At 66.9% G+C, this 26,412-nt stretch carries 28 protein-coding genes; 7 read left to right on the top strand and 21 right to left on the bottom strand.

The genetic code is table 11. The features are described 5' to 3' along the window. Window positions 1–556, bottom strand: a 556-nt coding sequence (locus tag VKF82_08220; GenBank protein ID HME82046.1) for an ATPase, T2SS/T4P/T4SS family, incomplete at its 3' end; no start/stop codon positions are given. 179 nt (window positions 557–735) lie between these two features. Between VKF82_08220 and VKF82_08215 the strand changes: the two genes are divergently transcribed. Further along, window positions 736–1,818 (top strand): hypothetical protein, encoded by a 1,083-nt coding sequence (locus VKF82_08215; GenBank protein ID HME82045.1) that lies wholly within the window; start codon window positions 736–738, stop codon window positions 1,816–1,818. Here the strand turns inward: VKF82_08215 and VKF82_08210 are convergent. From VKF82_08210 to VKF82_08170, 9 genes are read right to left on the bottom strand one after another with little or no spacing between them, the layout of a single operon-like run. Continuing rightward, window positions 1,815–2,885, bottom strand: coding sequence for a glycosyltransferase family 2 protein (locus tag VKF82_08210; GenBank protein HME82044.1), 1,071 nt, complete (start codon window positions 2,883–2,885; stop codon window positions 1,815–1,817). The two genes, VKF82_08215 and VKF82_08210, sit on opposite strands and share 4 nt — an antisense overlap. Further along, window positions 2,882–3,610 carry a CmcI family methyltransferase gene (locus VKF82_08205; protein ID HME82043.1) on the bottom strand — a complete coding sequence of 243 codons (729 nt, stop codon included), beginning with the start codon at window positions 3,608–3,610 and terminating at the stop codon, window positions 2,882–2,884. Before VKF82_08205 ends, VKF82_08210 begins: the two co-directional genes overlap by 4 nt. Beyond that, complete coding sequence (locus VKF82_08200; GenBank protein HME82042.1) at window positions 3,607–4,836, bottom strand: class I SAM-dependent methyltransferase; 1,230 nt, start codon at window positions 4,834–4,836, stop codon at window positions 3,607–3,609. The genes VKF82_08205 and VKF82_08200 overlap by 4 nt, the downstream gene beginning before the upstream one ends. Continuing rightward, window positions 4,833–5,912 (bottom strand): CDP-glucose 4,6-dehydratase, encoded by a 1,080-nt coding sequence (rfbG, locus tag VKF82_08195; GenBank protein HME82041.1) that lies wholly within the window; start codon window positions 5,910–5,912, stop codon window positions 4,833–4,835. Before rfbG ends, VKF82_08200 begins: the two co-directional genes overlap by 4 nt. 4 nt (window positions 5,913–5,916) lie before the next feature. Next, a complete protein-coding gene (locus VKF82_08190) occupies window positions 5,917–6,681 on the bottom strand; it encodes a TylF/MycF/NovP-related O-methyltransferase (protein ID HME82040.1) in 765 nt (254 codons plus the stop codon). A 33-nt stretch (window positions 6,682–6,714) separates the two neighbouring features. Further along, window positions 6,715–7,458 (bottom strand): methyltransferase domain-containing protein, encoded by a 744-nt coding sequence (locus VKF82_08185; protein ID HME82039.1) that lies wholly within the window; start codon window positions 7,456–7,458, stop codon window positions 6,715–6,717. Between the two features lie 3 nt (window positions 7,459–7,461). Then, window positions 7,462–8,232 (bottom strand): glucose-1-phosphate cytidylyltransferase, encoded by a 771-nt coding sequence (gene rfbF / locus VKF82_08180; GenBank protein ID HME82038.1) that lies wholly within the window; start codon window positions 8,230–8,232, stop codon window positions 7,462–7,464. Continuing rightward, complete coding sequence (locus VKF82_08175) at window positions 8,229–9,098, bottom strand: NAD(P)-dependent oxidoreductase (GenBank protein ID HME82037.1); 870 nt, start codon at window positions 9,096–9,098, stop codon at window positions 8,229–8,231. Before VKF82_08175 ends, rfbF begins: the two co-directional genes overlap by 4 nt. Further along, window positions 9,095–10,252 (bottom strand): class I SAM-dependent methyltransferase, encoded by a 1,158-nt coding sequence (locus tag VKF82_08170; GenBank protein ID HME82036.1) that lies wholly within the window; start codon window positions 10,250–10,252, stop codon window positions 9,095–9,097. Before VKF82_08170 ends, VKF82_08175 begins: the two co-directional genes overlap by 4 nt. 86 nt (window positions 10,253–10,338) lie before the next feature. Between VKF82_08170 and VKF82_08165 the strand changes: the two genes are divergently transcribed. Next, entirely contained in the window at window positions 10,339–11,268 is a 930-nt protein-coding gene (locus VKF82_08165; GenBank protein ID HME82035.1) for a glycosyltransferase, read from the top strand. Between the two features lie 24 nt (window positions 11,269–11,292). Here the strand turns inward: VKF82_08165 and VKF82_08160 are convergent, their stop codons facing one another. From VKF82_08160 to VKF82_08145, 4 genes are read right to left on the bottom strand one after another with little or no spacing between them, the layout of a single operon-like run. Beyond that, a complete protein-coding gene (locus VKF82_08160; protein ID HME82034.1) occupies window positions 11,293–12,042 on the bottom strand; it encodes a shikimate dehydrogenase in 750 nt (249 codons plus the stop codon). Next, the gene (locus VKF82_08155) at window positions 12,039–12,542 is read right to left on the bottom strand and encodes a YqeG family HAD IIIA-type phosphatase (protein HME82033.1); all 504 of its coding nucleotides are present in this window, start codon (window positions 12,540–12,542) and stop codon (window positions 12,039–12,041) included. The genes VKF82_08160 and VKF82_08155 overlap by 4 nt, the downstream gene beginning before the upstream one ends. Further along, entirely contained in the window at window positions 12,542–13,495 is a 954-nt protein-coding gene (glpX, locus tag VKF82_08150; GenBank protein HME82032.1) for a class II fructose-bisphosphatase, read from the bottom strand. Before glpX ends, VKF82_08155 begins: the two co-directional genes overlap by 1 nt. 10 nt (window positions 13,496–13,505) lie before the next feature. Then, window positions 13,506–14,354, bottom strand: a complete 849-nt coding sequence (locus VKF82_08145; GenBank protein ID HME82031.1) for a CBM20 domain-containing protein — start codon at window positions 14,352–14,354, stop codon at window positions 13,506–13,508. A gap of 102 nt (window positions 14,355–14,456) precedes the next feature. Between VKF82_08145 and VKF82_08140 the strand changes: the two genes are divergently transcribed. The 5 genes from VKF82_08140 (at window position 14,457) to VKF82_08120 (ending at window position 18,544) form a co-directional block, all read left to right on the top strand. Beyond that, complete coding sequence (locus tag VKF82_08140) at window positions 14,457–15,992, top strand: mannosyltransferase family protein (protein ID HME82030.1); 1,536 nt, start codon at window positions 14,457–14,459, stop codon at window positions 15,990–15,992. Continuing rightward, entirely contained in the window at window positions 15,989–16,426 is a 438-nt protein-coding gene (locus tag VKF82_08135) for a GtrA family protein (protein ID HME82029.1), read from the top strand. Before VKF82_08140 ends, VKF82_08135 begins: the two co-directional genes overlap by 4 nt. Then, on the top strand, window positions 16,423–17,904 hold the full coding sequence (locus tag VKF82_08130) for a glycosyltransferase family 39 protein (protein HME82028.1): 1,482 nt from the start codon (window positions 16,423–16,425) through the stop codon (window positions 17,902–17,904). Before VKF82_08135 ends, VKF82_08130 begins: the two co-directional genes overlap by 4 nt. A gap of 6 nt (window positions 17,905–17,910) precedes the next feature. Beyond that, window positions 17,911–18,093 carry a hypothetical protein gene (locus VKF82_08125; GenBank protein ID HME82027.1) on the top strand — a complete coding sequence of 61 codons (183 nt, stop codon included), beginning with the start codon at window positions 17,911–17,913 and terminating at the stop codon, window positions 18,091–18,093. Between the two features lie 187 nt (window positions 18,094–18,280). Next, complete coding sequence (locus VKF82_08120; GenBank protein HME82026.1) at window positions 18,281–18,544, top strand: hypothetical protein; 264 nt, start codon at window positions 18,281–18,283, stop codon at window positions 18,542–18,544. Window positions 18,545–18,548: 4 nt separating this feature from the next. On the opposite strand, the gene VKF82_08115 is transcribed toward VKF82_08120, so the two are convergent. The 7 genes from VKF82_08115 to VKF82_08085 all read right to left on the bottom strand — a co-directional run bounded on the left by VKF82_08115 (window position 18,549) and on the right by VKF82_08085 (window position 26,385). Next, a complete protein-coding gene (locus tag VKF82_08115) occupies window positions 18,549–19,223 on the bottom strand; it encodes a hypothetical protein (GenBank protein HME82025.1) in 675 nt (224 codons plus the stop codon). Next, window positions 19,204–20,028, bottom strand: a complete 825-nt coding sequence (locus VKF82_08110) for a DUF2837 family protein (GenBank protein ID HME82024.1) — start codon at window positions 20,026–20,028, stop codon at window positions 19,204–19,206. The genes VKF82_08115 and VKF82_08110 overlap by 20 nt, the downstream gene beginning before the upstream one ends. A 22-nt stretch (window positions 20,029–20,050) precedes the next feature. Next, entirely contained in the window at window positions 20,051–21,331 is a 1,281-nt protein-coding gene (locus VKF82_08105; protein HME82023.1) for a pitrilysin family protein, read from the bottom strand. Next, on the bottom strand, window positions 21,328–22,554 hold the full coding sequence (locus VKF82_08100) for a polysaccharide deacetylase family protein (protein HME82022.1): 1,227 nt from the start codon (window positions 22,552–22,554) through the stop codon (window positions 21,328–21,330). Before VKF82_08100 ends, VKF82_08105 begins: the two co-directional genes overlap by 4 nt. 4 nt (window positions 22,555–22,558) lie before the next feature. Beyond that, complete coding sequence (gene proS / locus VKF82_08095; protein HME82021.1) at window positions 22,559–23,992, bottom strand: proline--tRNA ligase; 1,434 nt, start codon at window positions 23,990–23,992, stop codon at window positions 22,559–22,561. A 189-nt stretch (window positions 23,993–24,181) separates the two neighbouring features. Then, entirely contained in the window at window positions 24,182–25,348 is a 1,167-nt protein-coding gene (gene ispG / locus VKF82_08090; GenBank protein ID HME82020.1) for a flavodoxin-dependent (E)-4-hydroxy-3-methylbut-2-enyl-diphosphate synthase, read from the bottom strand. Beyond that, entirely contained in the window at window positions 25,345–26,385 is a 1,041-nt protein-coding gene (locus tag VKF82_08085; protein HME82019.1) for a M50 family metallopeptidase, read from the bottom strand. The genes ispG and VKF82_08085 overlap by 4 nt, the downstream gene beginning before the upstream one ends. Window positions 26,386–26,412: the final 27 nt, after the last annotated feature.

Raw genomic sequence — 26,412 nt, 5'->3', positions numbered from 1 at the left:
GCTGGTTGACGATCGACATCTTATGGAAGTGCAGATATTCGATCGGGTCTTCCATCGTCATGATATGGCGCGCCATGCTCGCATTGACGACGTCGAGCATCGAGGCCAGCGCCGTCGATTTGCCCGAGCCCGTCGGTCCGGTGACGAGGATCAGGCCCGCGGGGCGCTGCGTCAGATCCGACATCACCGTCGGCAGATTGAGCGTCGACAGCGGCGGCACGGTCGAGGGGATGGCGCGGAACGCGGCGCCGATGACGCCGCGCTGTTTGAACGCGTTGACGCGGAAGCGGCCGAAGCCCTTGAGACCGTGGGAGAAATCGAGCTCGAGATTCTTCTCGAAGCGCTCCTTTTGCGCATCGGTGAGGATGCTGTAGACCAGGCGCTTGGTGTCCTCCGGACTGAGCTTGGGGAACTCGGTCGGCGCGAGCCGGCCGTCGATCCGCAGGGTCGGCGGCAGGCCGACCGACAGGTGGAGGTCCGATGCGCCGCGCTCGATCGTCACGCGCATCAGTTCGTCCATCCGAAGTCCGAGTAGATCGCTTACATTGGCAGCCATTGTTCACCGCTCCGCGCCGGCCATAGCCGAATAGGGCCACAGCCCGGCCTTTGTAGTCAATATCGGCAGGGCGCGCCAGTTTCGCTAGCCCCTTTCGGCAGCCTTGCCCCACGGGGCTTCCAGGCGCTCACACTTCGTCCCAGGCGAAGCGGCGCGCGCGCCCGAACCGGACAGGCGGCGTGTATAGACGAGCCGTTTCTCTGGCGCCCGGGGTTCCGGCGACCTCGTTCGACGTCATCCGTAGCCGCGCGCCCCTCCGCATCAGCTTCTGCGGCGGCGGGACCGATGTACCCCCGTATCCCGAGCGTTTTGGCGGCTGCGTCCTGTCGTGCGCCATCGACAAGTACGCCTTTGTCAGCCTGCGCTCGCGGGATGACGAGAGCATCCGCGTTCACAGCTCGGATCTCAACCGCGTCGCGGAGTTCCGCGGCCAGGGCCCCCTCGACGGCACGATCGACCTTGCACAGACCATCTTCCACCGCTTCGGCACGCATTCGCTCGATTGTTACATGAGCTCGGACGCCCCGCCGGGCAGCGGCCTTGGCTCATCGTCCGCCATGATCGTCGCGCTCATCGCGGCATTGGCGCGGCGTGAAGGGCGCCATCTGTCCGATTACGAGATGGCCGATCTCGCGTACGCGGTCGAACGGACCGACCTCAATATCCAGGGCGGGATGCAAGATCAGTATGCGGCGACGTTCGGCGGGTTCAACTTCATCGAATTCACGAGCGAGGGCGTGCTCGTCAACCCCCTGCGCATCAGCGAGGATGCGCTCAACGAGCTCCACTGCCATTTGCTGCTCTGCTACACGGGGGTGACCCGCGTGTCGTCGAGCATCCTGCGCGAGCAGACCGATAACGTCGTCTCGAGCGTTCCCGACGTCATGGACAGCTTGGCCGAGCTCAAAGCGCTCACCCTGGATCTTAAACGCTCGCTGCTGCAGAACCGCTTCGTCGAGTTCGGCGAGATCCTCGACCGCGCATGGTACCTTAAGAAGCGCCTCGCGTCGGGCATCTCGAGCCCGTCGATCGACGAGTTCTACGACATCGCGAAGCGCGCGGGCGCCATCGGCGGCAAGCTGCTGGGAGCTGGCGGCGGCGGCTTCCTGCTGATCTTCGCGCCGTTCACGCGGCGCGACAAGATCCGCGAACGCCTCGAGCTCGCGGGCGGCAAGGTCGTCGACTTCCAATTCGATCAGCGCGGCGTGCGCACGTGGCTCGCCGCAGGCGATACCTGGATCGAACAACCCGCGGCGCATTAGAACGAAGGCGCGTCAGGTGACCGTATCGACCCGATGATGCTGCGCCTGGCGAAGCGCCGTGCGCGGCGCGCGCGCGTCGCGATGCGCCGCCCCTCCAGCCAGCGCAAGGCTGGCCGCGCCGCCGGTACGCGCGCGCAGGTCCAGTTGAGCGCGCCTAGTGCCGCGCCGAGCAAGCCTGAGCCGTATGTATCGCGCAGCAGCGTCGCGGCGCCGCGTGCCGCCTGTGCATCGCCGCGCATTTGCGCCTTCACCCCGATCTCGACGAGTTTGAGCCGCAGTTGTCGCGCGAAACGCGCCACCGCCGCGCGCCTCACCCCTGCTGGAAGGGTTTCGGCTGCCGCGAGCGTGGCGCTGATATGCTCGTAGCTGGGGATCAATGCCGCGCTCTCGCCGGCGGACACGGAGGCCGCGTGCGAGACGTAGGCCGCGCAGGGCGCGAACGAGACCACGATCGGAAAGCGGATGGCGACGCGCAGCTCGGCATCGAAATCCAGAGCGGCGCTCGCGCCTCGATCCAACCCGCCCGCGGCGCGCAGCGCCGACGTCCGGAAGATCACGCCCGTCCAGGTCGGGTGCCGGTTGTCGAGCATCTGCAGCACCGCGTCGGCCGGTTCGTACACCCCCTCCCGCGGCCAGAACGCCAACGGCGCGTAGCGCACATATCCGGACTCGTCGACCTCAAGCGTCGACCCCGCGAACAGACCCGCATCGGGATGCTCGGAAAGCGCGGCGACGGCGAGCTCGAAAAAGCCGGGCAGCAGATAATCGTCATCGGATAGGAACGAGCACAGCGGCGTGCTCACGTCCGCCGACGCGAGGATGAAGTTCTCGGCGGCGCCGACGTTGCGCGCGCGGCCGATGTAGCTCACGCGCGGATCCGCTGCTGCTATCGCCGCGACCACCCCCGCGGTCTCGTCGCCCGACGCGTTGTCGTACACGCGCACCGCGACCTCGCGATAGTTCTGCGCCAGCACGCTCTCGATCGCACGGCGCAGCAGATGCGGTCGCCGGAAGGTGGGGATGATCGTCGTGATCGCCGGCCGGGGATCGGGCAGGGCGGATCTCACCGGTCCTTGACGCAGCGCAAGTAGCCGTCGGGCGCCACCGAGATCAGCAGCGTGCTCTCGAGCTCGCGATCGATCTCGAAACGGTCGCCTTCGCGCAGGAAATCGTGGACCGCGGTCATCGGGCTGTTGCCTGGGCCCCATGGGCGCTTGCCGATGTCCGCGGCCGACATGCGCTCGACGATCGTGTCGAGCACGACGATGTAGCTGCCGCGATCCACCAGCGGCGCGTACGCGCGCAGTTCGTTCAGCACGTGCGCGGCGGTGTGGTTCGAGTCGAGCACGACCAGCGTGCGCCGGCCGCGCGCGAGCTCGTGAACGCGTGCGACGATCCGCTGGTCCGTGGACGAGCCCTCGACCAGGGTCACGCGTGCGCTCGCGGGATGCGCTTCGATGGCGCGGCGGTTGTGCGCGCGGATCTCGCGATCGACGCCGATCACCGTTCCGTCGCCGCCGAGAAGTTCAAGCATCGAAGCCAGGAACAGCGTGCCGCCGCCGTGCGCTACGCCCGTCTCGACGATCGCGCCGGGCCGCACGCGCCAGATGATCTCCTGCAGCGCGATCAGGTCCTGCGGGAACTGGATGACGGGCACGCCGAGCCAGGTGAAGTTGTACGGATACCGATGCCGGCAGCCGCGCAGCACGAATTCGTCCGCGGCCGCGCGCAGCTCTTGATCGGCGGCCATCGCGCGGATCGCCTCCGGATCCGATGGCTCGCGCTCGCTCACGCCACCACCTCAGGGGCCGGGATCGGCACCACGAAGCGCCCGCCCCAGCGGCTCACTCCCGCCATCTGCTCGCGCACTTCATCGGCGATGTTCCACGGCAGGATCAGCACGTAGTCGGGGTGCGTCTCGAAGATGTGCTCCGGCGCGAAGATCGGCGTGCGCACGCCGGGGATGTACTTGCCTTGCTTGTGCGGGCTGCGGTCGACGGTATATGGGAGCAGCCCGGTGCCGATGCCGCAGTAGTTGAGCAGCGTCGTCGCCTTGGCCGGAGCCCCGTAGCCGGCGATCGTGGCACCCTCGGCCACGATCTCGCGCACGAAGCCGGCCAGTTCAGCGCGCGTGCGCTCGACCTGGCGCGCGAAGCGCGCGTACGTCTCCTCGCGCGCAAGGCCCGCGGCCTCTTCGCGGCGCAACAGCGCGGCGACCGGCGCGCCCTGCGGCCTGCGTCCTGCGTGAGCGGCGTAAACCCGCAGCGAGCCGCCGTGCGTCGCCAGCTCCTCGACGTCGAAGACGGTCAAGCCGTGCAGCGCCAGCGCGCGACGGGCGGTCGCAAGCGAGAAGTATGAATAGTGCTCGTGATAGATGGTGTCGAATTCAACGCGTTCGAGCATCTGCTGCAGGTGCGGGAATTCCAGCGTCAGCACACCATCTGGCTTGAGCAGCGTCGCCAGCGCGGCCACGAAATCGCTCAACGCCGGCACATGCGCCAGCACGTTGTTGGCCACCAGCAGGTCCGCCGAGTAGCCCTGCGCGCGCAGACGCCGTGCAGCGTCGACGTTCAAGAACTCGCACACCGTCGGGACGCCGCGCTGTACGGCCACCTCGGCGACGTTGCGCGCCGGCTCGATCCCGAGCACGGGCACGCCCTCATGCGCGAACTCGGACAGCAGGTGGCCGTCGTTGCTGGCGACCTCGATCACCAGCGAATCCGCGCCGAAGCCGAAGCGGCTGCGCATCGCCTGTGCGTAACGGCGCACGTGCTCGAGCCACGTGGTCGAATACGACGAGAAGTATGGGTAGTCGCGGAAGATGCGTTCGGGAGCCGCCCACGCAGGCACTTGGACGAGCCAGCAACGTCCGCACGCGTAGGCGCTCAGCGGGTACATGACATCCGGTGCGGCGAGATCAGCGGGGCCGAGCAGCGCGTTCGAAAGCGGCGAGAGGCCCAGATCGATGAACGGTTCGCCCAGCGGGTGAGCGCATAGCCTGCACGCCGGCGCGCTCACGCCGCGACCAACGCTTCATAGCGGGCGATGTCCGCCTCCACCAACGCTCGCGCACTGTCGCCCAGCGCGAAGCTGCGATACCAGCCGACGCTCCAATCGATCGCGCTGCCCAGATCTAGCCGCGCGCTCCAGCCCAGCCGTGCCTTCGCCTTCGAGCTATCGAGGCGCAGCACGCCGGCCTCCGGCGGATGGCCGGCCTCGTCCACGCGCCAGCGAGCGCCGTTCCCAAAGCGCGCAGCAGCCGCGTCGGCTACGCTGGCCACCGACTGCGCGTTGGAATCCGGCGGCCCAAGATTCCAGGGCTGGGAGAAAGCCTCGGGCTGTTCCCACAAGCGGCGGGCCAGCAGCAAGTAGCCATAGAGCGGATCCAAGATGTGCTGCCACGGCCGCACGGCCGCCGGGTTGCGGATGAGCGCCGGCTCGCCCTTGATAAAGGAAGCGATAAGATCCGGCATCAGCCGGTCCCGCGCCCAGTCGCCCCCGCCGATGGTGTTGCCGGCGCGAGCCGTCGCGATGCCGCACGCGATGGTGCTTTCGCGAGCGCGCCTCGACAAAACCCGCATGCCTGCCGTCACCAGCTCGGCGCCGGCCTTGCTCGCGGAATACGGGTCGGCGCCGCCGAGGGCATCTTCTTCTGCGTGCGCGCGCTCGGCGCCGTGCAGGTCGTAGCACTTGTCGCTCGTCACGACGACGATCGCCCGCGCCGACGGCGCCGCGCGAACCGCTTCGAGCACGTTAGCCGTGCCCACGACGTTGACCGCATACGTCTCTAACGGCCGATCGTACGACACGCGCACCAGCGGTTGCGCCGCCATGTGTATGATGATCTGCGGATCGAAACGCGCGACTTCGCCGCGCAGCCGTTCGCGATCGCGGATGTCGGCGATGACGCTCTTTGTGGTCGACGCCACGTCGGCGGCGCCGAACAGGTCCGGCGTCGTGTCGGGCTCCAGCGCATAGCCGCGCAGCTGTGCGCCGAGACGGTGCAGCCACAAGCAGCACCAGGCTCCTTTGAAGCCGGTGTGGCCCGTGATCAGCACGCGCTTGCCGCGCCACCATACCGCATCGAACGCCATATCGCTAACGCGCGCCGGCTTTGAACACGACGCACTGGCCGCCTGCTAGCACGAGCGGCGTCTCGAGCTTGTCCGCATAGAACTCGTCCACTGCGAGGCGCGCGCCGGGAGTGCTGGCAAAGCCGTAGTCGTCGTACACGAGGAAGCCGCCGCTCGCGACGCGCTCGTAGAAGAATGATGACGCGTCGAGCACCGCCGCGTGGATATCCAGGTCGATGTGGACGAAACAGAAGCGTTTGCCCGCCAGCGGGGCGAGCGACGCGGGTATCACTCCGGGCAGGTATTCGATGTTCGCATATGCCGCGAGATAGCTCCGCACGGCGGCAAGCGACGTGTCGGAGAAATCTCCCTTGCGATGGATGTCGACCGCCGGATCCGTGTCGGGCATCCCCGCGAACGTGTCGCACAGGAAAAGCCGCCGCGCATCGCCGCGCTCGCGCATCGTCTCGGCGAGCAGGGCGGCGGTGCCGCCCTGGTACACGCCGCACTCCGCAACATCGCCCGCGACCGTCGCAAGCGCCTGGCGCATGAGCGAGGCGAGCACGTAGAGGCGGTCGTCGGATACGAGCGTTTTGCCCCGCGTCAGGGTGAAGCACTGCTGCCACGAATCGACCAGCCACGGCCGGAAGCGCGGCCGGTACGCGGCGCCGTCAGGCAGCGCCGGCTCGCGCGCGCGCCCGACGTATTCGACGTCCAGCCCGAACGCGAGCAAGAGCTTTCGCAACGGCGCGTATGCGGCGCGGGGCGGCCATGGACGGGTGAGCGGCATGAAGTTAAAGGGGCGTTCGCGTTTGCCGACCCGTCACCCGTTGCGCGGCTTTCGCGCCAATGCCCAGATCGGCCAGCCGACCAGATTCCACCATCCGGCGCCGACCAACACCGCGCGCGTCTGCGCCGCCAATCCAGGCAGCAAGCCGACGAGCATGGCGCCAGCATACAGCGGCGCCAAGAGGGCGCCGGCCTCGCGATGATAGCCGCTGCGCAGCACGTCGAATCCGGCGCCGCGCAAGCGCGATGTGAGCTCTTCGATGCTCCACGGCGGGCTGACATGCGTCGGATCATCCCAATGATTCGGCGGGTTCGAGATGGCGATGGTGCTCAGCCAGGATCCGGGCTTCACGATCAACGAGCGAGGACCGGGCGTCTCCAAGTACAACAAGCCGCCGGGCGCGAGGATGCGGAACATCTCGGCCAGCACGTGTTCCTGGCGCGTCACGTGCTCGATCAGGTGCGAGCAGTACACCCCCTGGACGGATCCGTCGGCGAATGGCAGCGGCTCCCCGCTCACGTCGCAGGCGAGGCGCCGGAACCGGCCCGTCGCGGCGATGTGGTCGGGTACGGGCGAGTCGCCGTACTGCGTGCGCTCGACGCCGAGGTCGAGCCCGACGATACGCAGTTCCGGGTTGGTCTGGTACAGGTAATTGTAGGTCTTGTGGAAGTCGCCGCAGCCGACGTCGACGACCGTCGCGCCGGCGGGCAGGGCGCGCGCGATCAGCTTACGCGGTGAGAGCGTGAAGCGCGCGAGCCTCGCTTCGATGTCCGCCATCGCCTATGGCCATTTCTTCCACGGGGCCTCGCCCTTCTTCCATAGATCGTTGAGCAGGTTGCGGTCGCGCAGCGTGTCGAGCGGCTGCCAGAAGCCGGTGTGGGTGAACGCGGACAGCTGCCCGTCGCGCGCGAGCCGCTCCATCGGCTCTCGCTCCCACGCCGTGTCGTCGCTTGCGACGTACTCGATGGCCTTGGGCGAGAGAACGAAGTAGCCGCCGTTGATCCAACCCGCATCGGCTTCGGACTTCTCGGCGAACGCGGTGATCTTGTCGCGCGTCATCGTCAGGACGCCGAAGCGGCCGGGCGGGTGCACCGCGGTGACCGTCGCGAGCGTGCCGCGCTCGCGATGAAATGTGATGAGCGCGCCGATATCGACGTCGCTCACGCCGTCGCCGTAGGTGAAACAGAAGTCTTCGCCGTCGAGATAGCCCGCCACGCGGCGCAGCCGGCCGCCGGTCGCCGTCTCTTCACCCGTGTCGACGAGGGTGACCGACCAGGGCTCTGCGCTGCTCTGATGGATGATGACGTCGCGCCGCCGCATGTCGAACGTGACATCGGACTGGTGCAGCGCGTAGTTGGCGAAATATTCCTTGATGAGGTATCCTTTGTAGCCGCAGCAGATGATGAAGTCGTTGATGCCGTGGAACGCATAGCTCTTCATGATGTGCCACAACACCGGCTTGCCGCCGATCTCCACCATCGGCTTGGGGCGCGTCTGCGTCTCCTCGCTGATGCGAGTCCCGAATCCCCCCGCCAGGATCACCGCCTTCACTCAGGCGTCCTCGTTCGGTGCCAGGCGATCGTCTCGGCGAATCCTGTCTCGATATGGCGCGCTCGCCATCCGAGCGCTTGCAGCTCGGCGGGCTGCGCGACGAGGACGCGCGGCTCCGACCCGGTCGGCTCAGGACCGTCGAATCGCAATAGATCGGGGCGCCCGATCTGCCGGCCGATCTCCTGCGCCGCGCCGTGCACGCTCACGCCGCGACCGGTGCCGATGTCGACCGGTCCGTCGCGTTCGCTCTCGAGCAATCGGACGAAGGCGTTCGCGACGTCAGCCACGTGGACGAAGTCGCGCACCTGCGTCCCCGGCGAGCAACGCGCCACGCGCCCGCCGAGCAACGCATCGATGAGGGACGGCACGAGTCGAAAAGCCGCATCGAAGGGACCGTAGGGCACGAAAATCCTCCCCCACGCGAAGCGGCGCTCTCGCGAGCGAGCGTGTGCGCTCATCGCCTGCGCCGCCTGCGCCTTGCTCTCCGCATACAACGAACGCGCACCGGCGGCCTGGTGCTCGGCCGAGGTTCCGGCCAAAACCGCCCGCCGCCCGCCGTGCGCGAAGAACGCGTCCCCGATGACGCCGCTTGTGCGCGCCCATGCCAGGTTCGCCGGATCGGTCCGATAGTGCGGGCTGCCTGCGCACCACGCGAGATGCAACAGATGCGCGGGTTTCTCCGCCGCGAAGAGCGCACCGACCGCATCGTCGTCCAGCAGGTCGAGCGCCAGCCAGCGCGCGTGCGGAGCAAGCGTCGCGTCCGGATGCCTGCACACCGCGAGGACGTCGTAAGGCTCGTCGGCGAGCGCGCTCAGCACGTGGCGGCCGACGAACGACGTGGGTCCGGTGATCGCGAGCGTGTTCACGCCTGAAGCTCGATCGGCAGTGCCGCAGCGCGCACCAACGCCTCGTTCTCCTGCCGGTAGTTCGGATTCATGAGCAGCGCCGTGCGCACGCCGCGGGCGACCGCATCCTGCGGCGACACGATCGGATGGCCCGTGCCGGGTACGAACCGTCCCTGCTTGCCGGGATTGAGATCGATGATGCATTCGAGCAGCGTGCGCGCCGGGTCGACGACGTTGGCCAGCGTGACCCCTTTGGCGCCCGCGCCCCATGCGGCTATCTTCCCGCGCGCGCCGAGCGCGGCGATGCGCTGCTGCCAATCGTCGACCAGTCCGTCATACGCGCCACCGAACGCGCGGGCCAGCGCGGGCGTCTCTCCGGCGCGGCCGCTCGCCGGCGCCGAGGCAGGTGCGCGCGCGGCTCCGGCTTCCGCCCAGAGATACTGCCCGGCAAACACGTGGCGTACCCGCGTCGTCGTAAAGCCGGCCCGTTCGAAGGCCGTCGTCAGCGAGCCGGGACTGAAGTACGAGCAGTGCTCGTAGAAGACATCCCAGATCACACGGTTGCGCAGGATCCAGTTCACGCACGGCGTTTCGAAATACATCCGTGTGATGGGCATGCGGCGCAAACCATCCAGCAACTTCACCGGTTCGGGGATGTGCTCGATCACGTGCCTGCAGACAACCGCGTCCACCCTTTCGACGTGCGCATGTTCGTCGAAGAATCGCCGCTCGAAGCGCGCGCGTCCGTCGCAATCGGTCTCCGGTCCGACGTAGCTCGGGTCGAAGCCGGTCCCGCGTGCACCCGGCGCGGCGCGCAGCAGGGCGCGCAAGAACGATCCCTTGCCGCAGCCGATCTCCACGATCGCCGCGCCCGCGGGAAGATCGCGCGCGATCTCCAGTGCGAGCTTGTCCATGTGCGCCGCAAACGCGGGCGAGCAGTCCTGCGTGTTCTCGTAGCGTTCGCCGTACGCCATCTTCGCCTGGTCGAACGCGCTGTTGAAGACGAAACCGCACGCATCGCACGCCGCGAGTTCCAGGTCTCCCCGTGCGACAGCCCGCGCGGATGCCGCATCGTCCATCAGCAGATTCTGGTGGACGGGCACGCCTTTGCGGCGCAGAAAAGCGCGCTCGACAGCGCTGCCGCAGACGGGGCATCGCGTGTGCCGTATGTCCATCGGCGACCGATTCAGTCGCTTTTTGGGGCTTCCTCCCGCATCGCGAAATGGCTTCGCTCGCGCCGCGCGGAAGTGCCGGGGCGCAAATGCCGCACATCTTGCACGAGCCCCATCCGGATGCCGACATCGCCATCGGCATCATGGCGCACAACGAAGAGGGCAACATCGGCCATCTGCTCGACGGCGTGGTGCGGCAGAGCGTCGACGCGCGCATCCGCCGCGTGATCGTGATGGCCGACGGCTGCACCGACCGCACATGCGACATCGTGACCGAACACGCCGCCGCCGACCAGCGCATCGAACTTGTCGCACGGTCCGAGCGCCATGGCAAGGTCGATGCGATCAATCGCTTCATCAAGATGGTGGATCAGCCGCTCTGCATCGTCACCAGCGCGGATCTGGCGTTTCATCCGTCGATGGTCGAACGGCTTACGGCCCCGTTCGCCGATCCGCGCATCGGCGTCGTCGGGGCACGAGCGGTGCCCATCAACACCCCCGAGACGTTCGTCGGCTTTACCATCAATCTGATGTGGACGCTGCATCACGACGTGTCGCTCATCGAGCCGAAGATGGGCGAGATCTGCGCGTTCCGCAATGTCATCGACGGCCTCGACCCGATGACGTTGAACGACGAATCGGCCGTTCAACACGAGATCGCACTGCGCGGCTACCGCGCGGCGTACGCGCCCGAGGCGCTCTTCCAGAACTGCGGACCCGGCAATCTGCGAGACTTCGTCGAGCAGCGCACGCGCTGGATCGTCGCCAATCTTTCGGTCCAACGCGATTACAACATGTCCGTTCCGACGATGAAGTCGCGACACGTTCTGCCGGCGACGCTCAAGTACTTACGCCGCGATTGGCGCCGCGCGCACTGGTTCGCCGGGGCCGCGCTCGTCGAGCTGTATGCGCGCGTCCGCGCGCGCGCGGAGTTTGCGGCTATCGGCCGGCGCCATGGCAAGTTCCACGTGTGGAAACCGATCGCGACCACCAAGACGATCGCCGAGAAGAAGTTGTAGTCCCGGCTTGAGGCCGGGCTCATCCTATCGCGAAAGCGCCGCGCGCATCGCCTCCAGCGGCGCCGGCGTTCCCAGCCACCATTCGAACGACAGCGCGCCCTGGTGCAGCAGCATCGGCAGTCCGCAGCTGCGCGCTCTGCCGAGCCCGGGAGGCACGGGGAAGCGCTGCGCGCCGTAGTTGGCATCGAACACGAGGCTGCGTGGATCCACGAACTCGAGCACCGCATCCGGCACGACCGCGCTCGGCGGCAGCGTCGATACCACGAGATCGGCCGGCCGGCGCGGCGGCGCCCCGATGCCCAGCGCGGTCGCATCGTTGCGCGACCAGCACGCCACGTGCACGGCGCCCTCTTCCTTCAATTTGATGGCGATCGCGCGCGCCGCCGGGCCGCTGCCCAAGAGCAGCACGCTCGCGCCTTTGGCCTTCCATCCCCAAAGCTCCGCGAGGCCGCGCACGAGTCCCGCGCCGTCGGTGTTGTGGCCGGTCAGCCTGTCGCCGTCGCGGCGCACGGCGTTCACCGCGCCCGCCGCCTGCGCGTCGTCGGTGAGATCATCGAGCAGCTCGGCCACCCCATCCTTGAGCGGCGTCGTCACGTTGAATCCCGCGAACGCCCCGCGGCGTGCGCGCTCGACGAATTCTGGCAGCTCGTCGGCGCGCACCTCGATCGCTGCGTAGGTCGCATCGATGCCGGCCGAGACGAACGCGGCGTCGAACATGGCCGGCGATAGCGAATGCGCGACCGGATCGCCGATCACGGCGAAACGCGCCGTCAACGCGCGTGGATCTGGTGCCGCATGCGCGCGAGCAACGGCCGTTCCATCATGCGCATCAGCCGCGTCGTGAAGAACTCGCGCCCGCCGATCGGCTTGACGAGGATCGCGCGCATGCCGAGCAGCTTGCCGCCCAGCACGTCCGTGAATAGCTGGTCTCCGATCACTGCGCTGTTCGCGGCCGGCACCTGCAACGCCGCAAGCGCCCGTCGGAACGCGATCGGCACCGGCTTGAGCGCTCCCGCGACGATCGGCACACCCAAGCCGCGAGCCACGTCAGCCGCATGACCCGCGTAGTTGTTGGTCACCAAGCACACGCTCAAGCCGCCCGACAGCAGCCGTCCGACCCACGCGCTCACCGTGGGCGTCAGATCCGCCGTATGCCACGGCACGATCGTGTTGTCCAGGTCGAGCGCGACGCCGCGCACCCCCATGCCCTGCAGCATCTCGACCGTGATGTCTTCGACGCGCTCGGCCATCGCATCGGGAGTGAGCAGCCGCATCAAGCGTGTTTGTGGAACGGCTCGGCGCGCAGCCGGTGCACGGTTTCGATGAAACGCACCGTGCGCGACTGCGAATTCATCACGATCGAGTGCGTGCGCGCGCCCATGCCGAAGAAGCGCACCCCGCGGCATAGGTCGCCGTCGGTGATGCCGGTGGCGACGAACGTCACGTCATCGGTCTTCACCAGGTCGTCCATGGTCAGCACTTTCTCGACGTCGTCGAAGCCCATCTCTTTGGCCCGTCGCACCTCGTCCTCGTTGCGCGGCCTGAGCCTGCCCATGAAGCCGCCTCCCAAGCACCGCAAAGCGGCGGCGGCGAGCACGCCTTCGGGCGCGCCGCCGGTCCCCATCGCGACCTGGATGCCCGTGCCGTCGATCGCCGTCGCGATGGCGGCGTCGACGTCGCCGTCGGAGATGAGCTTGATCTTCGCGCCGGCAGCGCGCACTTCGTCGATCAGCTCTTTGTGGCGCGGGCGATCCAAGATGACGACTGTGACGTCGCCGATCGGCCGCTCGAGCGCGTTGGCCACGACTTTGAGGTTCTCGGCGACGGTCGCATCGATGTGGACGTACGCCGCGGCTTTGGGACCGACCGCGAGTTTGGCCATGTACGTATCGGGCGCGTTGAGCAGGCCGCCTTTGGCCGTCACGGCGAGCACCGCGATGGAGTTCGGCAAGCCGTTGGCGACCAGATTCGTGCCTTCAACGGGATCGACCGCGATGTCGACGTCGGTGCCGCCGCGTCCGACCATCTCGCCGATGTAGAGCATCGGCGCCTCGTCGCGCTCGCCTTCGCCGATCACGATCTTGCCGCGGATGTCCATCTCGTTGAGCGTCTCGCGCATGCGCTCGACGGCGGCTTGGTCTGCGCTGTCGCGCTCGCCGCGCCCCATCCACCGCGATGCCGCCAGCGCCGCCGCTTCGGTGACCTTGACGAAATCAAGCGTGTCCATGTCGGCTCTCCTAACTCTGGCGATCGGCCCAGCGCGCGACGCTGTCGTCGACGGTCTGCGCCGGTCCCTTCGCGGTGACCGAGAGCGTGCGGTTGGCGATCTCGTTGCCCGCCAGATCACGTTCGTCGGTCTGCCACGATCCCCGCGTGTACTTGTACTTGATCTGCGTTCCTTGCGTGAGCGACAGCGTCACCGTCCAGCGGTTGCCCGGCAGCGGCGACATGCGGATCGCGTTGGGCGTCCAGCTCAACGCGTCGGTGCTCATGTAGACGACGTCCGTCGAGGGCGTGTTCACCGGCACGAGCACGTCGACCGTGACCGTGACCTTCGGCAGCCGCGACGCCTCATCCGCGAACGGCGTGCTCGATGCCACGAGGTCGAAAGCGTCGTTCGTCCCCGGCGCCACGCGCAGCAGCACGTACGCGCCCTGCGGCAGCGCCGCGCCCTCGTCGGACGCACGCCCGACCAACCGGTAGATCGCGCCCGACGGCGCCACGCCGTAGCCGTTCTTCACCAACACGAAACGCGTCGCCACCTGAGCGTACAGCGTATCGATCTGCGTCACCATCCGGCCGCGCTCGAACACGACGATGGGCGCGCCGGCGCGCAGCGCGCTCAGGATGGTCGGTTTCCACGTTCCGCCCACGGCGCGCTCGCGCACGATCACGCCGGCGGCCAGCGGCAAGGACGTGCGCACCTGTCCGACCGCAAACGTCACGAAGGTGGCTCCTTGTTGCTCCGAGAGCCCCACGAAGGTCGCCTGGACGCCGTTCGGGATAGGCGTCGGGGAAGGCGTCGGCGGACTCGCCGGGGCCGTGACGATCAGGCTCCACGCGAGCGCAAACACCGCACCGGACATGTCCCGCCAATTTACCAAGCGCCCCTGAATCCCTGGGCTGCGCGGTGGCCGCAGCGGCTTGAGGTTAGGAGGCAGCGCGCGGCGCGGCGAAAGATGGATGCAGTGCAACACGCCGCTCGTCAGCCGGGAATCCGGGCCACGCGCACCACCGCTGGCCCCTTCTCTTTTATACCGACCGCCGCACGCTATGCCGCACTGGTCATCGCCGCCGCCGGCGCGAGCGCCGGATTCTTCGGCTGGTACGTCGCCGCATCGCACGCCCGCGCCGCGACCAGCGATTTCGCCCTGTTGGTCTTCCTGGTCGCCGGCGCGCTCGGCGCACTGCTGGTGTGGGCGCTGTATTCGAGCGTCGTCGGCGAGTGGGCGAGCGTCGACACCGACGTGATGCTGCAGGCGGATGCGGTCAGCTATCTGCCGTTCCTCGCGCTGTGGTTGTACGTGTTGCAAGTGCCGGGCACGGTCGGATCGGCGTCGTTCGTGCTGGCCCTTGTGGTGCTCTCCTCTATCGCGCTCAAAGTCGCGGCGCTCGCGTATTTCGTCGGTACCGTCAGGCTCGTCACCGGCGTCTTCGCGGCCACGCGCGTGCCCTTGATCATCATCGCCTCGGTGGCGGCGATCGTCATCGGCCAGCGCGCCGGCCACCACTGGTCGCCTCAGCATGGGCTCGCGCTCGACGTCTGGAGCCGCTGGGATGCGCAACACTATCTCGATATCGCGCAGTTCGGGTATCACGGCAAAGACATCGCGTTTTTCCCGCTCTATCCGCTGCTCATCCATCTGGTCGGCAAGCTGCTCGGCGATAACCTCATCGCCGGCCTGCTCATCTCCAACGTCGCGTTCCTGGTCGCGCTCGCCTATCTGTACGCGCTCACCAAAAAGGAGTTCGGCGACGATACCACCGCGTTCCACGCGATCTTCTATATCGCGATCTTCCCGACCGCCATCTTCTTCTCGGCGGTCTACACCGAGTCGCTCTTCTTGGCGCTCACCGTCGCGTCGGTCTACTATGCGCGCCGCGGCAACTTCATCACCAGCGGCCTCGTCGGCGCGCTCGCCGCGCTGACGCGCGTCGAGGGCGTGCTCGTCGCGCTGCCGCTGTTGTACGAGGTGTGGCGCGGCTGGCGCGAAGGACAAAGCACGGCGCTGTTCCGCGGCCTCATCGGCCTCGCGCTGGTGCCGACCGGCCTGCTGATATACATGGGATATCTGTACGCGTTGGTCGGCGATCCGATGGCGTTCCAGAAGATCCAGGTCGACTGGAACCGGCATCTGTCGTTTCCGTGGGTGAGCATCTTCAACACCATACGATTGATCGGCGCGCATCCGCTGGCGTCGCCTTCGACCGTCAACCACCTGATCGAGCTGGTCTTCACGCTTGCATTTCTCGTGCTGATGATCGTCTCGTTCCGGTTGCTGCGGCCCTCGTACTCGTGGTACTTCGCGGCCTCGCTGCTCGTGCCGATGTCGACCTCAAGCCTCATGAGCATGCCGCGCTTCGAGCTTGTGGTGTTTCCGGCGTTCATGCTGATGGCGCTGTGGGGGCGGCGGCCGATCGTCAACTCGGCCATCGTCTCGCTGTTCTTGCCGTTGCTCGGCTTGTTCACGGTGCTCTTCGCCGACTGGTACTGGCTCGCGTGAGCCTGGCAGGCCGGTTGACGGCGCGCCGCGGCGTGCGTCAGTTCGTCAAGTTCGCGATCGTAGGGCTTTCGGGGGCGGTCGTGAGCTTCATCGCCTTCCATATCTTGCTGCATTTCCACCTCGACCTGCGCCTCGCGTTCTCGATCGGCTTCATCTTGGGCGGGGTCAACAACTATTGGTGGAACCGGCTGTGGACGTTCCGCTCCAGCGGGCACATGGGCAAGGAGCTCGCGCAATTCCTGACCGTCTCGGCCATCGCGCTCGTCTTGGGCATCCTCATCACCGGCGAGCTCGACAAGCATCTCGGCGCGTTCGCGCTGCGCAACTCGCTCATCTGGCTCTGCGGCACCGTCGGCGGCATGGGCGTGAACTTCTTCTTCAATAAGTACTGGACGTTCCGCCACACGCATCGGCCGGCCGAACACCAAGCGTGAACCAGGCGCGCCTAACCGCTCTCGCACTCGCCGCGATCGTCGTGCTCGGCCTCTTGCTTCGCCTCTACCACATCCGCGACCCGATCCTCGACCACCCGGGCTGGCGCCAGGGCGATCAGGCGGCGATCGCCCGCAATTTCGCCCAGCTGCGCAACGACATCTTGTACCCGCAGGTCGACTACGACGGCCCGCCGCCCAACTACGTCGAGCTCGAGCTGCAGATCGTGCCCTTTGCGGCGGCCCAGCTCTATCATGTCTTCGGAGTCCACCCGGCGATCGGCCGTCTTCTCGTCGTGCTCTTCAGCCTCGGCACGATCGTGCTTGTCTTCTTCCTCGGTGCCGAGCTTCGTTCGGCGCGCGCGGGGTTGCTGGCTGCGCTGTTGCTCGCCGTCGCGCCCGGAGCGGTCTACTACGGGCGCACGGTCACGCCCGACAGCGTCATGGTGTTCTTCATGACCGGCACGCTGCTGTTCTGGTGGCGCTGGTGCGAGCGCCGCGCGCCGGCTGATTTCGTGGCGGCGCTGGGTTTCGGCGCGTTGGCCTGGCTCGCCAAACCGCCGGCGCTGCTCATCCTCGCCCCGATCGTCGCCGTGCTGCTCGCGCGGCGCGGATGGCGCGCGCTGGCCGATTGGTCGCCCTATGTCTTCGTCGCGGCGACCGCACTGCCGTTCGTCCTGTACTTCCGCCACGTCAGCTCGATCGCCGAGTGGCATTGGTTCAGCGGCATCACGCAAAAGCACGTGTTGCCGGCGCTGCGCGCGGAGCTAACTAGCCCGGGTGCCTTCCTCGCCGGGTTGCGCTCGGCCCTCGATCTCGTGCACATGCTTTCGACCACGATCTTGGGTCCGGTTCTATTCACGCTGATGCTCCTCGGCGCGCTTGTGCTCGCCGTCGTGCCCGCATCGCTCGATCGCCCGCGCGTTTGGCTGTTCGTCTCCTGGGCAGCCGTGCTCGCGCTCTACGCCTTCGTCGTGGTCAACGTCGAGCGCGTCGACTATTACCTCTTGCCGTGGCTTCCGCTGGCCGTTCTCCTGGCCGGGCTTGGGCTCGACGTGCTGCTCGAGCGCGCAGGCGTCGAAGCGCCCTCAGCGTGGAGCTGCGCCGCGATCGCTGCGGTGGTCGCGATCGCGACCTATGCGGGCATGCTGGAGATCCATCCATACTACACGTGGAGCCGTCAGGTCTATGCGTCGGCGACCGCGCTCGACAAGACGCTCGCGCCCGGAAGCATCATCGTCATGGGGCACTACGGCCCGGACGTGCTCTATCTCATCAACCGCAAGGGCTGGGAGGAAGATCCGCTGCTGTGGACGCCGTTCGACATGGAGAGTGCGGTGCGCAAGGGCGCGCGCTACTTCGTCGCGGTCGAGCCGGGCAGGGTCAAGGCCAACCCCGCGCTGTACTCATACCTGCAGCGCTTCGAGCAGGTGCCGACGACCACCGCATGGCCGGTATACGATATGACTAGATCCAAGTGAGGTAGCGTGATGGAGAAGCGGCTCGAGGATGAGCGCGAGATGGGCTCGGAGCGCGATTGCGCCAATGAGGTGTGCGGCTGCGAGCTGGATCCGAATTCGACCGCGCAGTATTGCTCCGACTACTGCGCCGGCGAGGGCGCCGGGCGTGGCGAAGGGCCATGCCAATGCGGCCACGTCGGCTGCGCCTGACCACGCCGTGTTCTCTGTGTTTATCGCCGCTACGCTCGCGGCGACAAGCCCTTTTCTACCGCCGCCGTGGCATGCGACGAGCTCTACGGACCCTGCCGAGTATGCGCGATACGAGAGAACGGAGCCGGACGGCACGACGAGCATTGTGATCGCAGCTCGCCTCCACTGCACTGAATGCCAGCCCGCTGTGACCGCCAGTTTTGTCGTCAACCATCTCGCCGCCTATCCGGGTGTGATTGCGAAGGTCGACGAGAGCACGATGTGCGGACAGAAAGCCAAGCGCTTGCTCGCGACGGGGATCGCCCGGCCGGACATGCCCTACAGGCGGAACTCCGTCGTGTACTTCTTCCGCCAGGGCGAGATGCTGTATAACTTCAGCTACACATTCACGTCGCCAGCGCCTCTCGCCAGCGCCGAAGCCGCTCTCAGCGCACTTTGCCCCACGTACTGATCGCTCAGGGAATAGGCAGTAAGCCGGGCACTTCTTCGGTCGATTGGATGCGCGTCGCGCCGGGTTCGCCCGCTTCGATTTGCGCGCGATAGGCGATGAGCCGCTGGGTCACGCGATGATCCTCGTCCTCGAGGTCCGCTGACAGCGCGATCGCCTTGCGCAGATGCGTGACGTCATAATCCGTGTTGAAATCGTGCAGCTGCAGCTCGATGTTCTTGTTGGCCAGCGCATTGGCTTTGAGGAGCTCGCGGATCGCGTCGCTTGAGGCCTTGTACGTCGGGAAGTTCGCGACGACGATGTCGCGTCTGATGCGCGCCTGGTCGATCGCCGACGCGAGGTCCAACGCCGACGCATCCTTTGGCGCGTACTTGAGCGCCTTTTGGATCTCGATATTGGCTTCGTCGATGTCGCCGGCGTCGATGTCGGCCTTCGCGTGCAGATAGGCGACCTTGGCCAGGCCCGTGCGCGCGTGCTCGTCGTTGGGGGCCAGCGCAAGCGCGAGTGTGTATTCCTTTTCAGCCTCGACGATATTGTCGGTCTGCAATGCCGCGTCTGCTTGCGCGTTGCGCAGGTCCACGATGCGGTCCTTGAGCGACGCGCTGCAGCCGCCGAGCGCGAGCGCACAGCTCGCAAGGGCGACGCAGATCGCCGCCGCGGCCTTAGAGGTGGATATGGGCATTGTTCACCCATTTCGCCGCGAGCGCGATGATGTCCGCTGCCGGGACGAGCAGCAGCTGCGCGACCAGCGTGCCGATCAACGCGGTGAGCACCAGATACAGGATCATCGCTTTGATGTCCGACTCGGGTCGCATCTGATGCGCGGCTTGGTCGGTGAGCAGGGCCGATGTCGGGTCGACGATGTAGGTCAACGTGAGCGTGGAGATGCCTGTGATGAGACCCGACAAGGACGCAGCCGTCAATCGGTAGTCCGGTTCGAGCACGCCGGCGTAGTAGGCGGCCAGCGGTCCGGCCACCCAGAACGCCATGACGACGATATTCCAGACCAAGAAGCCTTTTGGCAGGTTCCGTGGACTGTAGCGCAACATCGAAAGCGTGGGCAGTTCGAAGTCGCGCAGCACCGACATCAGGACGCTCGGGCGCGCGAGTTGAAAGAGCGCGTGCAGCAGCGAGCCGCGCCGCTCGAATGACGCGATGCCGCGCGCCAGCGTGCGTGCCGCCCACGGTACGAGCGCGCCGCCGATGACGATGCCGATCGTGGCGGCACCCATCACCCAGCGCATGTCGTGGTCGAACTGGCCCGGATCGTGCAGCGCGCCGGCTTTGTCGGCGAGGCTGCCGATCAGCGGCAGATAGAACAGATTCAAGAAGCGGCCCGTCGTGCCGAACAGGTTGAACAGCGTGAGGCCGGTGGCCACGCGCTTGGTGCGCACGCCGGCGAGCCGCGCCGCGTTGGTGCCCATCTGCAGCGCCGTCGCGAACATGTACAACAGCGCGGTGACGATGACGAAGACGCCAGGGTTCATGCCGACGGCTGTTCGTGCACGCTTACGCCGAGGCTTGGAGCAGCGGCGCGTCCTCGCCGAAGTGCTCGTCTACCGGGCCGACGGCCGTGAGGGCGACGCGCTCGGGCGAGAACAGCGTCGCGGCCAGCGCCTCGACCTGCTCTTTGGTGGCTGCGTCGATGCGTTCGATGATCTCCTGCGCGGGCACGTGGCGCCCGACGTTGAGCTCGGAGCGCCCGAGGCGCAGCATGCGCGTGCTCGTGCTCTCGAGGGAGAGCAGCAAGCCGCCCTTCACATGCTGTTTCGCGCGCGTCAGCTCGTCGTCGGTGACGCCGTGTTGCGCCATTCGCGACAGCTCCTCGCGCACGAGCGTGACCACTTCGCGCGCGTTCTTGGGCGACGTCGAGGCGGAGATCGTCATCAGGCCCGCGTTGCGATACGGGTTGTGCGACGAGTAGACGCTATACGCCAGGCCGCGTTTCTCGCGGATCTCGTGGAAGAGGCGCGAGGCCATGCCGCCGCCGAGGATCGTGTCGAGCAGGGTAAGCGGGTAGCGGCGATCGTCTTTGGCGCTCGTGCCCTCGACGCCGAACAGCAGGTAGACCTGCTCGCAATCCTTGCGCCGCACGACGCTGGCCGGCGTGAATTGCGGCTGCGGCGGATCTGCCGGCACCGTGTCGCCCTTCATCTCGCCGAACAAGTCTTGCGCAAGCGCCGTGATCGCCTCGTGATCGACGTTGCCCGCTGCCGTGAGCACGACCGAGCCCGGCGTGTAGCGCTCGCGCATATACGACCGGATCGCCTCTTGGGTCACCGCCGTCACCGTCTCTTCGTAGCCGATGGTCGGCTCTCCGAGCGGACTGCCCGCCCACACCGACCTGATGAACAGATCGTGGGCCACTTCCTCGGGCGAGTCGTCGTACATGCGGATCTCTTCGAGGATCACTTGCTGCTCTTTGCGCAGCTCCATCGGATCGAACGCCGAGTTGAGGAACATGTCGCCGAGCAGCTCGAGCGTGACGTCGACCGATGAATCGACGACGCGCGCATGATAGCAGGTCGTCTCTTTGTCCGTGAACGCATTCAGGTTACCGCCGACCGAGTCCATGAACTCGGCGATGTCGCGCGCGGACCGCGAACGCGTGCCCTTGAAGAGCATGTGCTCGATGCAATGGCTGATGCCGCGCAGCGGCGCCGCCTCATGCGATGAGCCGACCCCGACCCAGAGGCCGAGGCTCGCGCTGCGCACCAGCGGCATGTGCTCGGTGATCACGCGCACGCCGTTGCGCAGCATGGTCATGGCGTAGTGGGGCTCGGCGCTCATCGTGGATCTTCCTCTAAGAAACTCGGTGCCCAATACATGGTTCCCAACATCTGCCGGCGCGTGAGGGCCGTCTGCGTCTGCGCGCGTGTGACGGCCGCCGAGAACACGGTGCGCGACGTCGGCACCGCGTAGTCACCTGACACCGGCGCGGACGGCTGCACCCGCAGCGGCGTGACGGCCCACACGTCCACCTCTGCGATGTCCGGCCGCGCGTCAAAGGCGCGGTCGATCATCCCGCCGACATCGGCCATGAACTGGTCGCGGTCGACATGCGCATGCAGCTTCACTCCGGAGAGCATAAGCCCGACGAACGCCGCATCGCCGATGCGCAGCACGCGCACCTTCAGCAACGGTTCGGGATATGACGCGTCCAGGAGAGCGGCGCCGATGCGTTCGGCGAGCGCCGGGTCGTTCCCCTCAACCCGCTCGCGCGCGATCGACCGCAGCTCTTGCGCGGATGCCCCGCGTCGCGCCGGCGCTCCGACGATGCGCCGTATCAGCGCACTGCCGCTGTCGCGCTCGATGCGGTAGCGCGGCAGCGCGTAGAGGTCCGCTACGCCGGCGCCCGCGAGCGGCCCCGGTTGCGTTGTGAGCGCGTTGCGAAACCCAAAGCCTCGGACAAGCCGCTCGATGCGCGCGTCGTAGCGGCCGGAGGGATACGCGAAACTGTCCACCGGCGTGCCTGACCAGGCCGCAAGGCTGGCGCGCGATCCGCCGATCTCCCGCCTCGCCTGCGCATCGTCGCGCGTGGTCAGATCGACATGGTTGACCGTGTGCGCGCCGATCTGCAGCCCCTCGTCCGCGAGCGCCTTCAGCTGCGCTTTGGTCACGTGCCCGGTCGCGCCGACAAGCCCGGAACTGATGTACAGCGTCGCCGTGTCCACGTCGCCGGTCAGCGCGCGCGCCGCGCCCACGTCGTCGACGTAGCCGTCGTCGAAGGTGATCGCGATCTCGCAGCCGCGCAGCGCGTGCGCCTGCACGTCGGCGACGATCGTGTCGACGGTGACCGTCTCGCAGCCGTTCGTGCGCAAGAAGTTCAATTGCTTCGTGAATTGGGCCGGCGTGACGGTCAGCGCCTTTGCGTACGGGCCCGGCAAGACGCGATCGGAAACGTGATGGTACATGAGGATCGCCGCCACCGGCGGAGATCCGTGGGCCAAGTCGCTTGGAGCGGTCGAGTTTACTCGACCGACGGATATCAGCGCGAGTGCGCTCGCGAGCAAGGGCTTAATACGATCGGGCAAAATACGCTTTGACGTGCGCCGGCTGGCCGCAGTACGCGCACGCCGATCCGGGTTGCGCCGGCCCCGCGATCACGCGGCTGACCGCGCTCGTCTCGCCCTTGATGTCGAGCTCGCACTCCGGCCGCTCGCACCACGGCGCCAGCACGAAGCCGTCTTGGCGCTTGAGCGCCTCGACGAACGCGGCGCGCTCGGTGACCTCGATCGTATGCGCGTCGCGCCACGCGCGCGCGCGCTCGAGCATCGCTTGGCGGATCTCTTCCAGGATCGCGGGCACGCGCGCCGCGATCTCGGGCAGCGCCACGACGGTCTTGCCCGGCATGTCGCGGCGCACGACCGTCACGCTGTTCTGCGCGACGTCGCGCGGCCCGATCTCGACGCGCAGCGGCACGCCGCGCATCTCCCATTCGCTGAATTTCCACCCGGGGCTTTGATCGCGGTCGTCGAGCAGGACGCGCGCGTGCTGCGCGATCTCGTCGCGGACCACCCGCGCGACCGGCATGACCGTCTCATCGCCGGTCTTCACGATCGGCACGATGACGACTTGGTGCGGCGCGACCGCTGGCGGCAAGATAAGGCCGCGGTCATCCCCGTGGGCCATGATGAGACCGCCGATGATGCGCCACGACACGCCCCACGAGGTCGTATACGCGTGTTTCACCTTTTCGTCGACGTCGGTGAACGTGATGTCGTACGCCTTTGAGAAATTCTGGCCGAATTCGTGCGACGTGCCGGCTTGGAGGGCTTTGCCGTCGGGCATCAGCGCTTCGATCGCGTACGTGGCCGCCGCGCCGGCGAATTTTTCGCTTTCGCTCTTGCGGCCCTTGATGACCGGCAGCGCGAGCACGTCCTCCGCGACCTCGCGATAGATCTCAAGCATGCGCTGCACTTCTTGCGCGGCTTCCGCCTCGGTCGCGTGGACGGTGTGGCCTTCCTGCCATAAGAACTCGAGGGTGCGCAAGAACGGGCGCGTCGCCTTTTCCCAGCGCATCACGTTGCACCACTGGTTGATGAGCACGGGCAGATCGCGATGCGACTGGATCCAGCGCGAGTACATCGTGCCGATGATCGCCTCGGACGTGGGCCGGATCGCGAGGCGCTCCGTGAGCACTTCGCCGCCGCCCTGGGTCACCCACGCGACTTCAGGCGCGAACCCTTCGACGTGCTCGGCTTCTTTGACGAGCAGACTTTCGGGGATCAGCAGCGGGAAATATGCGTTGGAATGGCCGGTCGCTTTGAAACGGCGGTCGAGCTCACCTTGGATGAGCTCCCAGATGGCATATCCGTACGGCCGCAGCGCGATGCAGCCGCGCACGGGCGTATAATCCACGAGCTGCGCGCGCAGGCAGACCTGCGTATACCATTCGGAGAGATCGTCCGCCTTGGGCGGAATGCTCTTGACTTGCTTTTTCTCTTGCATTACCTGACGTTTCGGCGGCCGAGTCGTCGGGTCGGCCTGGGCGAGGGCTCTGAAGAGCCGCGCTTCCGTTGGTCCGAAGAAGCGCGGCGAATGAGGGAGCGACTTGTCCGGAGCCGGCAGGCGACGGACCGAAGCCCCCGAGCAAGGCCGACCCGACGACTCGGCCGCCGCGAACGATACGCGAACTGGTCAGAGATACTGGGGATAGCGTTCCGCGATGACCTTCTCTATCTCTTCCCGCAGGCCGTCGAGCAGTTTGCCCTCGGGCAGCGAGCGGACCATGACGCCGTCGCGGTAGAGCAGGCCCATCCCCTTGCCGCCGGCGATGCCGACATCGGCCATGCTCGCCTCGCCCGGCCCATTGACGGCGCAACCCATGACGGCGACTTTCACAGGAGCTTTGTACTCGGCCGTGATCTTTTCGACCGCGTCCGCGAGGCGCAAGATGTCGACCTGCACGCGCCCGCACGACGGACATGCCGTGATTTCGACGCCGCGTTCGCGCAGCCCGAGCGACTTGAGGATCTCCCAGCATACGGGCACTTCTTCGACCGGGTCGGCGGCCAGCGAGACGCGTATCGTATCGCCGATGCCTTCGGCGAGCAGCATGCCGAGCCCGACGCTGCTCTTCACCGTGCCGGTGCGCGTCGTGCCGGCCTCGGTGATGCCGAGATGGAACGGATAGTCGACGTGCTTGGCCATCTCGCGATACGCCGCCACGGTGACGCGCACGTCATGCGCCTTGAGCGACACGACGATGTCGCGGAAATCGAGCTCTTCGAGAATGCGGATATGGCGCAGCGCGGATTCGACCATGCCCGCCGGCGTGCGACCGTAGCGCTCGATTATGTCGGGCGCGAGCGAGCCCAGATTCACGCCGATGCGGATCGGCATCACGCGAGCCTTGGCCGCGCCGACCACCTCGCGCACCTTTTGCGGGTCGCGGATGTTGCCTGGATTGAGGCGCAGTTTGTCCCAGCCTGCTTCGATGGCCGCGAGCGCATAGCGGTGGTCGAAGTGGATGTCGGCCACGAGCGGCACGTTCGCGCCTTCCTTTATCTTCTTACATGCAGCGGCCGCCTTCGCATCCGGCACCGAGATGCGCACGATCTCGCAGCCGGCCGCGGCGAGCTGCTCGACTTGGTCGAGCGTCGCGGCCCAATCATCGGTCTTGGTGGTCGTCATCGACTGCACCGAGACCGGGGCGTCGCCGCCGATGACGACGTTCCCGACCTTGACCGCCCGCGTCTTGCGCCGCGGCGGCAGCGGCGGCGGAGCTGGCACCCGCGGCGCGACGCCCGACCAATCCGGCACGGGCGGCAGCGCGGTTTCTGACGAGGCGATATCCGGCTTCACAGACCGCCTCGTCCGCTCACCCACATCGCGATGTCGTGATAGGTGACGAATAGCACGAGCACCATCAACAGCGCGAAACCCGTGAGGTGGACCAGACCTTCTTTTTCAGGATCGACCGGCCGGCCGCGCACGAGCTCGACGAACAAGAACACCAGCCGGCCACCGTCGAGCGCCGGGATCGGCAGCAAGTTGAAGAATCCGAGCAGCGCAGAGATCTTGCCGACCAGATCGAGCGCCTCCATCACCCCCAACTGCGACGCCTGGGTGAAGACCCGATAGATGCCGACCGGTCCAGACAGACCGGAGATGTCATGCTGCGCGAACATCTGGCCGATCCCGACCGCGTTGAGCCAGATGAAAGCCGCGGTGCTGGTAAAGCCCCATCCGATCGCTGCTCCGAGCGATCGATGTTCGAAAAGCTGACGAGGGACGAAGCCGAGCGCGCCGACGACGTGTCCGCCAAGGGTCTTCTTCTCGGTGTGGATGTCGACGTGTTTGACCGCGCCGTCGCGCAAGATGCCGACGGCCAGCGTCTGGTCCGGGTGCGCGTGGATGTACGCGATGAGCTCGTTTGCGCTGGTGAACGCCTGCCCGTTGACCGTCTCGATCTGATCGCCGGACTGCAAGCCGGCTTGCGCCGCCGGCGAGTTGGCTTCGACGCTGTCGACGATATTGGTCGGTCCCAGCGGGATGCCGACGGACCACGCGATACCCGCCGCGATGCCGACTGCGAGCAAGAGATTGAACAGCGGACCAGCGACGATGATGATGAAGCGCTGCCACAGCGGATGATGCTGAAAATTGCCCGGATCGGCGCTGCCGTCGTCGGCCTGATCCTCGCCTACCATCTGGCAATAGCCGCCCAGCGGCAGCGCGTTGATGCGATAGGTGGTCTCGCCGCGCGTCCATTTGACGATCGTCGGGCCGAAGCCGACCGCGAAGTTGCTCACGCGTACGCCGAAACGCTTGGCGAAGATGAAGTGGCCGAACTCGTGGAAGATGATGAGGACGCCCAGCACGAGCAGGAACAAAGCCACCTGGCCGAGCGTCGCGAGACTGGGGAA

This window comes from Candidatus Eremiobacteraceae bacterium (assembly GCA_035314825.1).
Classification (GTDB): domain Bacteria; phylum Vulcanimicrobiota; class Vulcanimicrobiia; order Eremiobacterales; family Eremiobacteraceae; genus JAFAHD01.
This window is presented reverse-complemented; position numbering and strand designations above follow the sequence as displayed.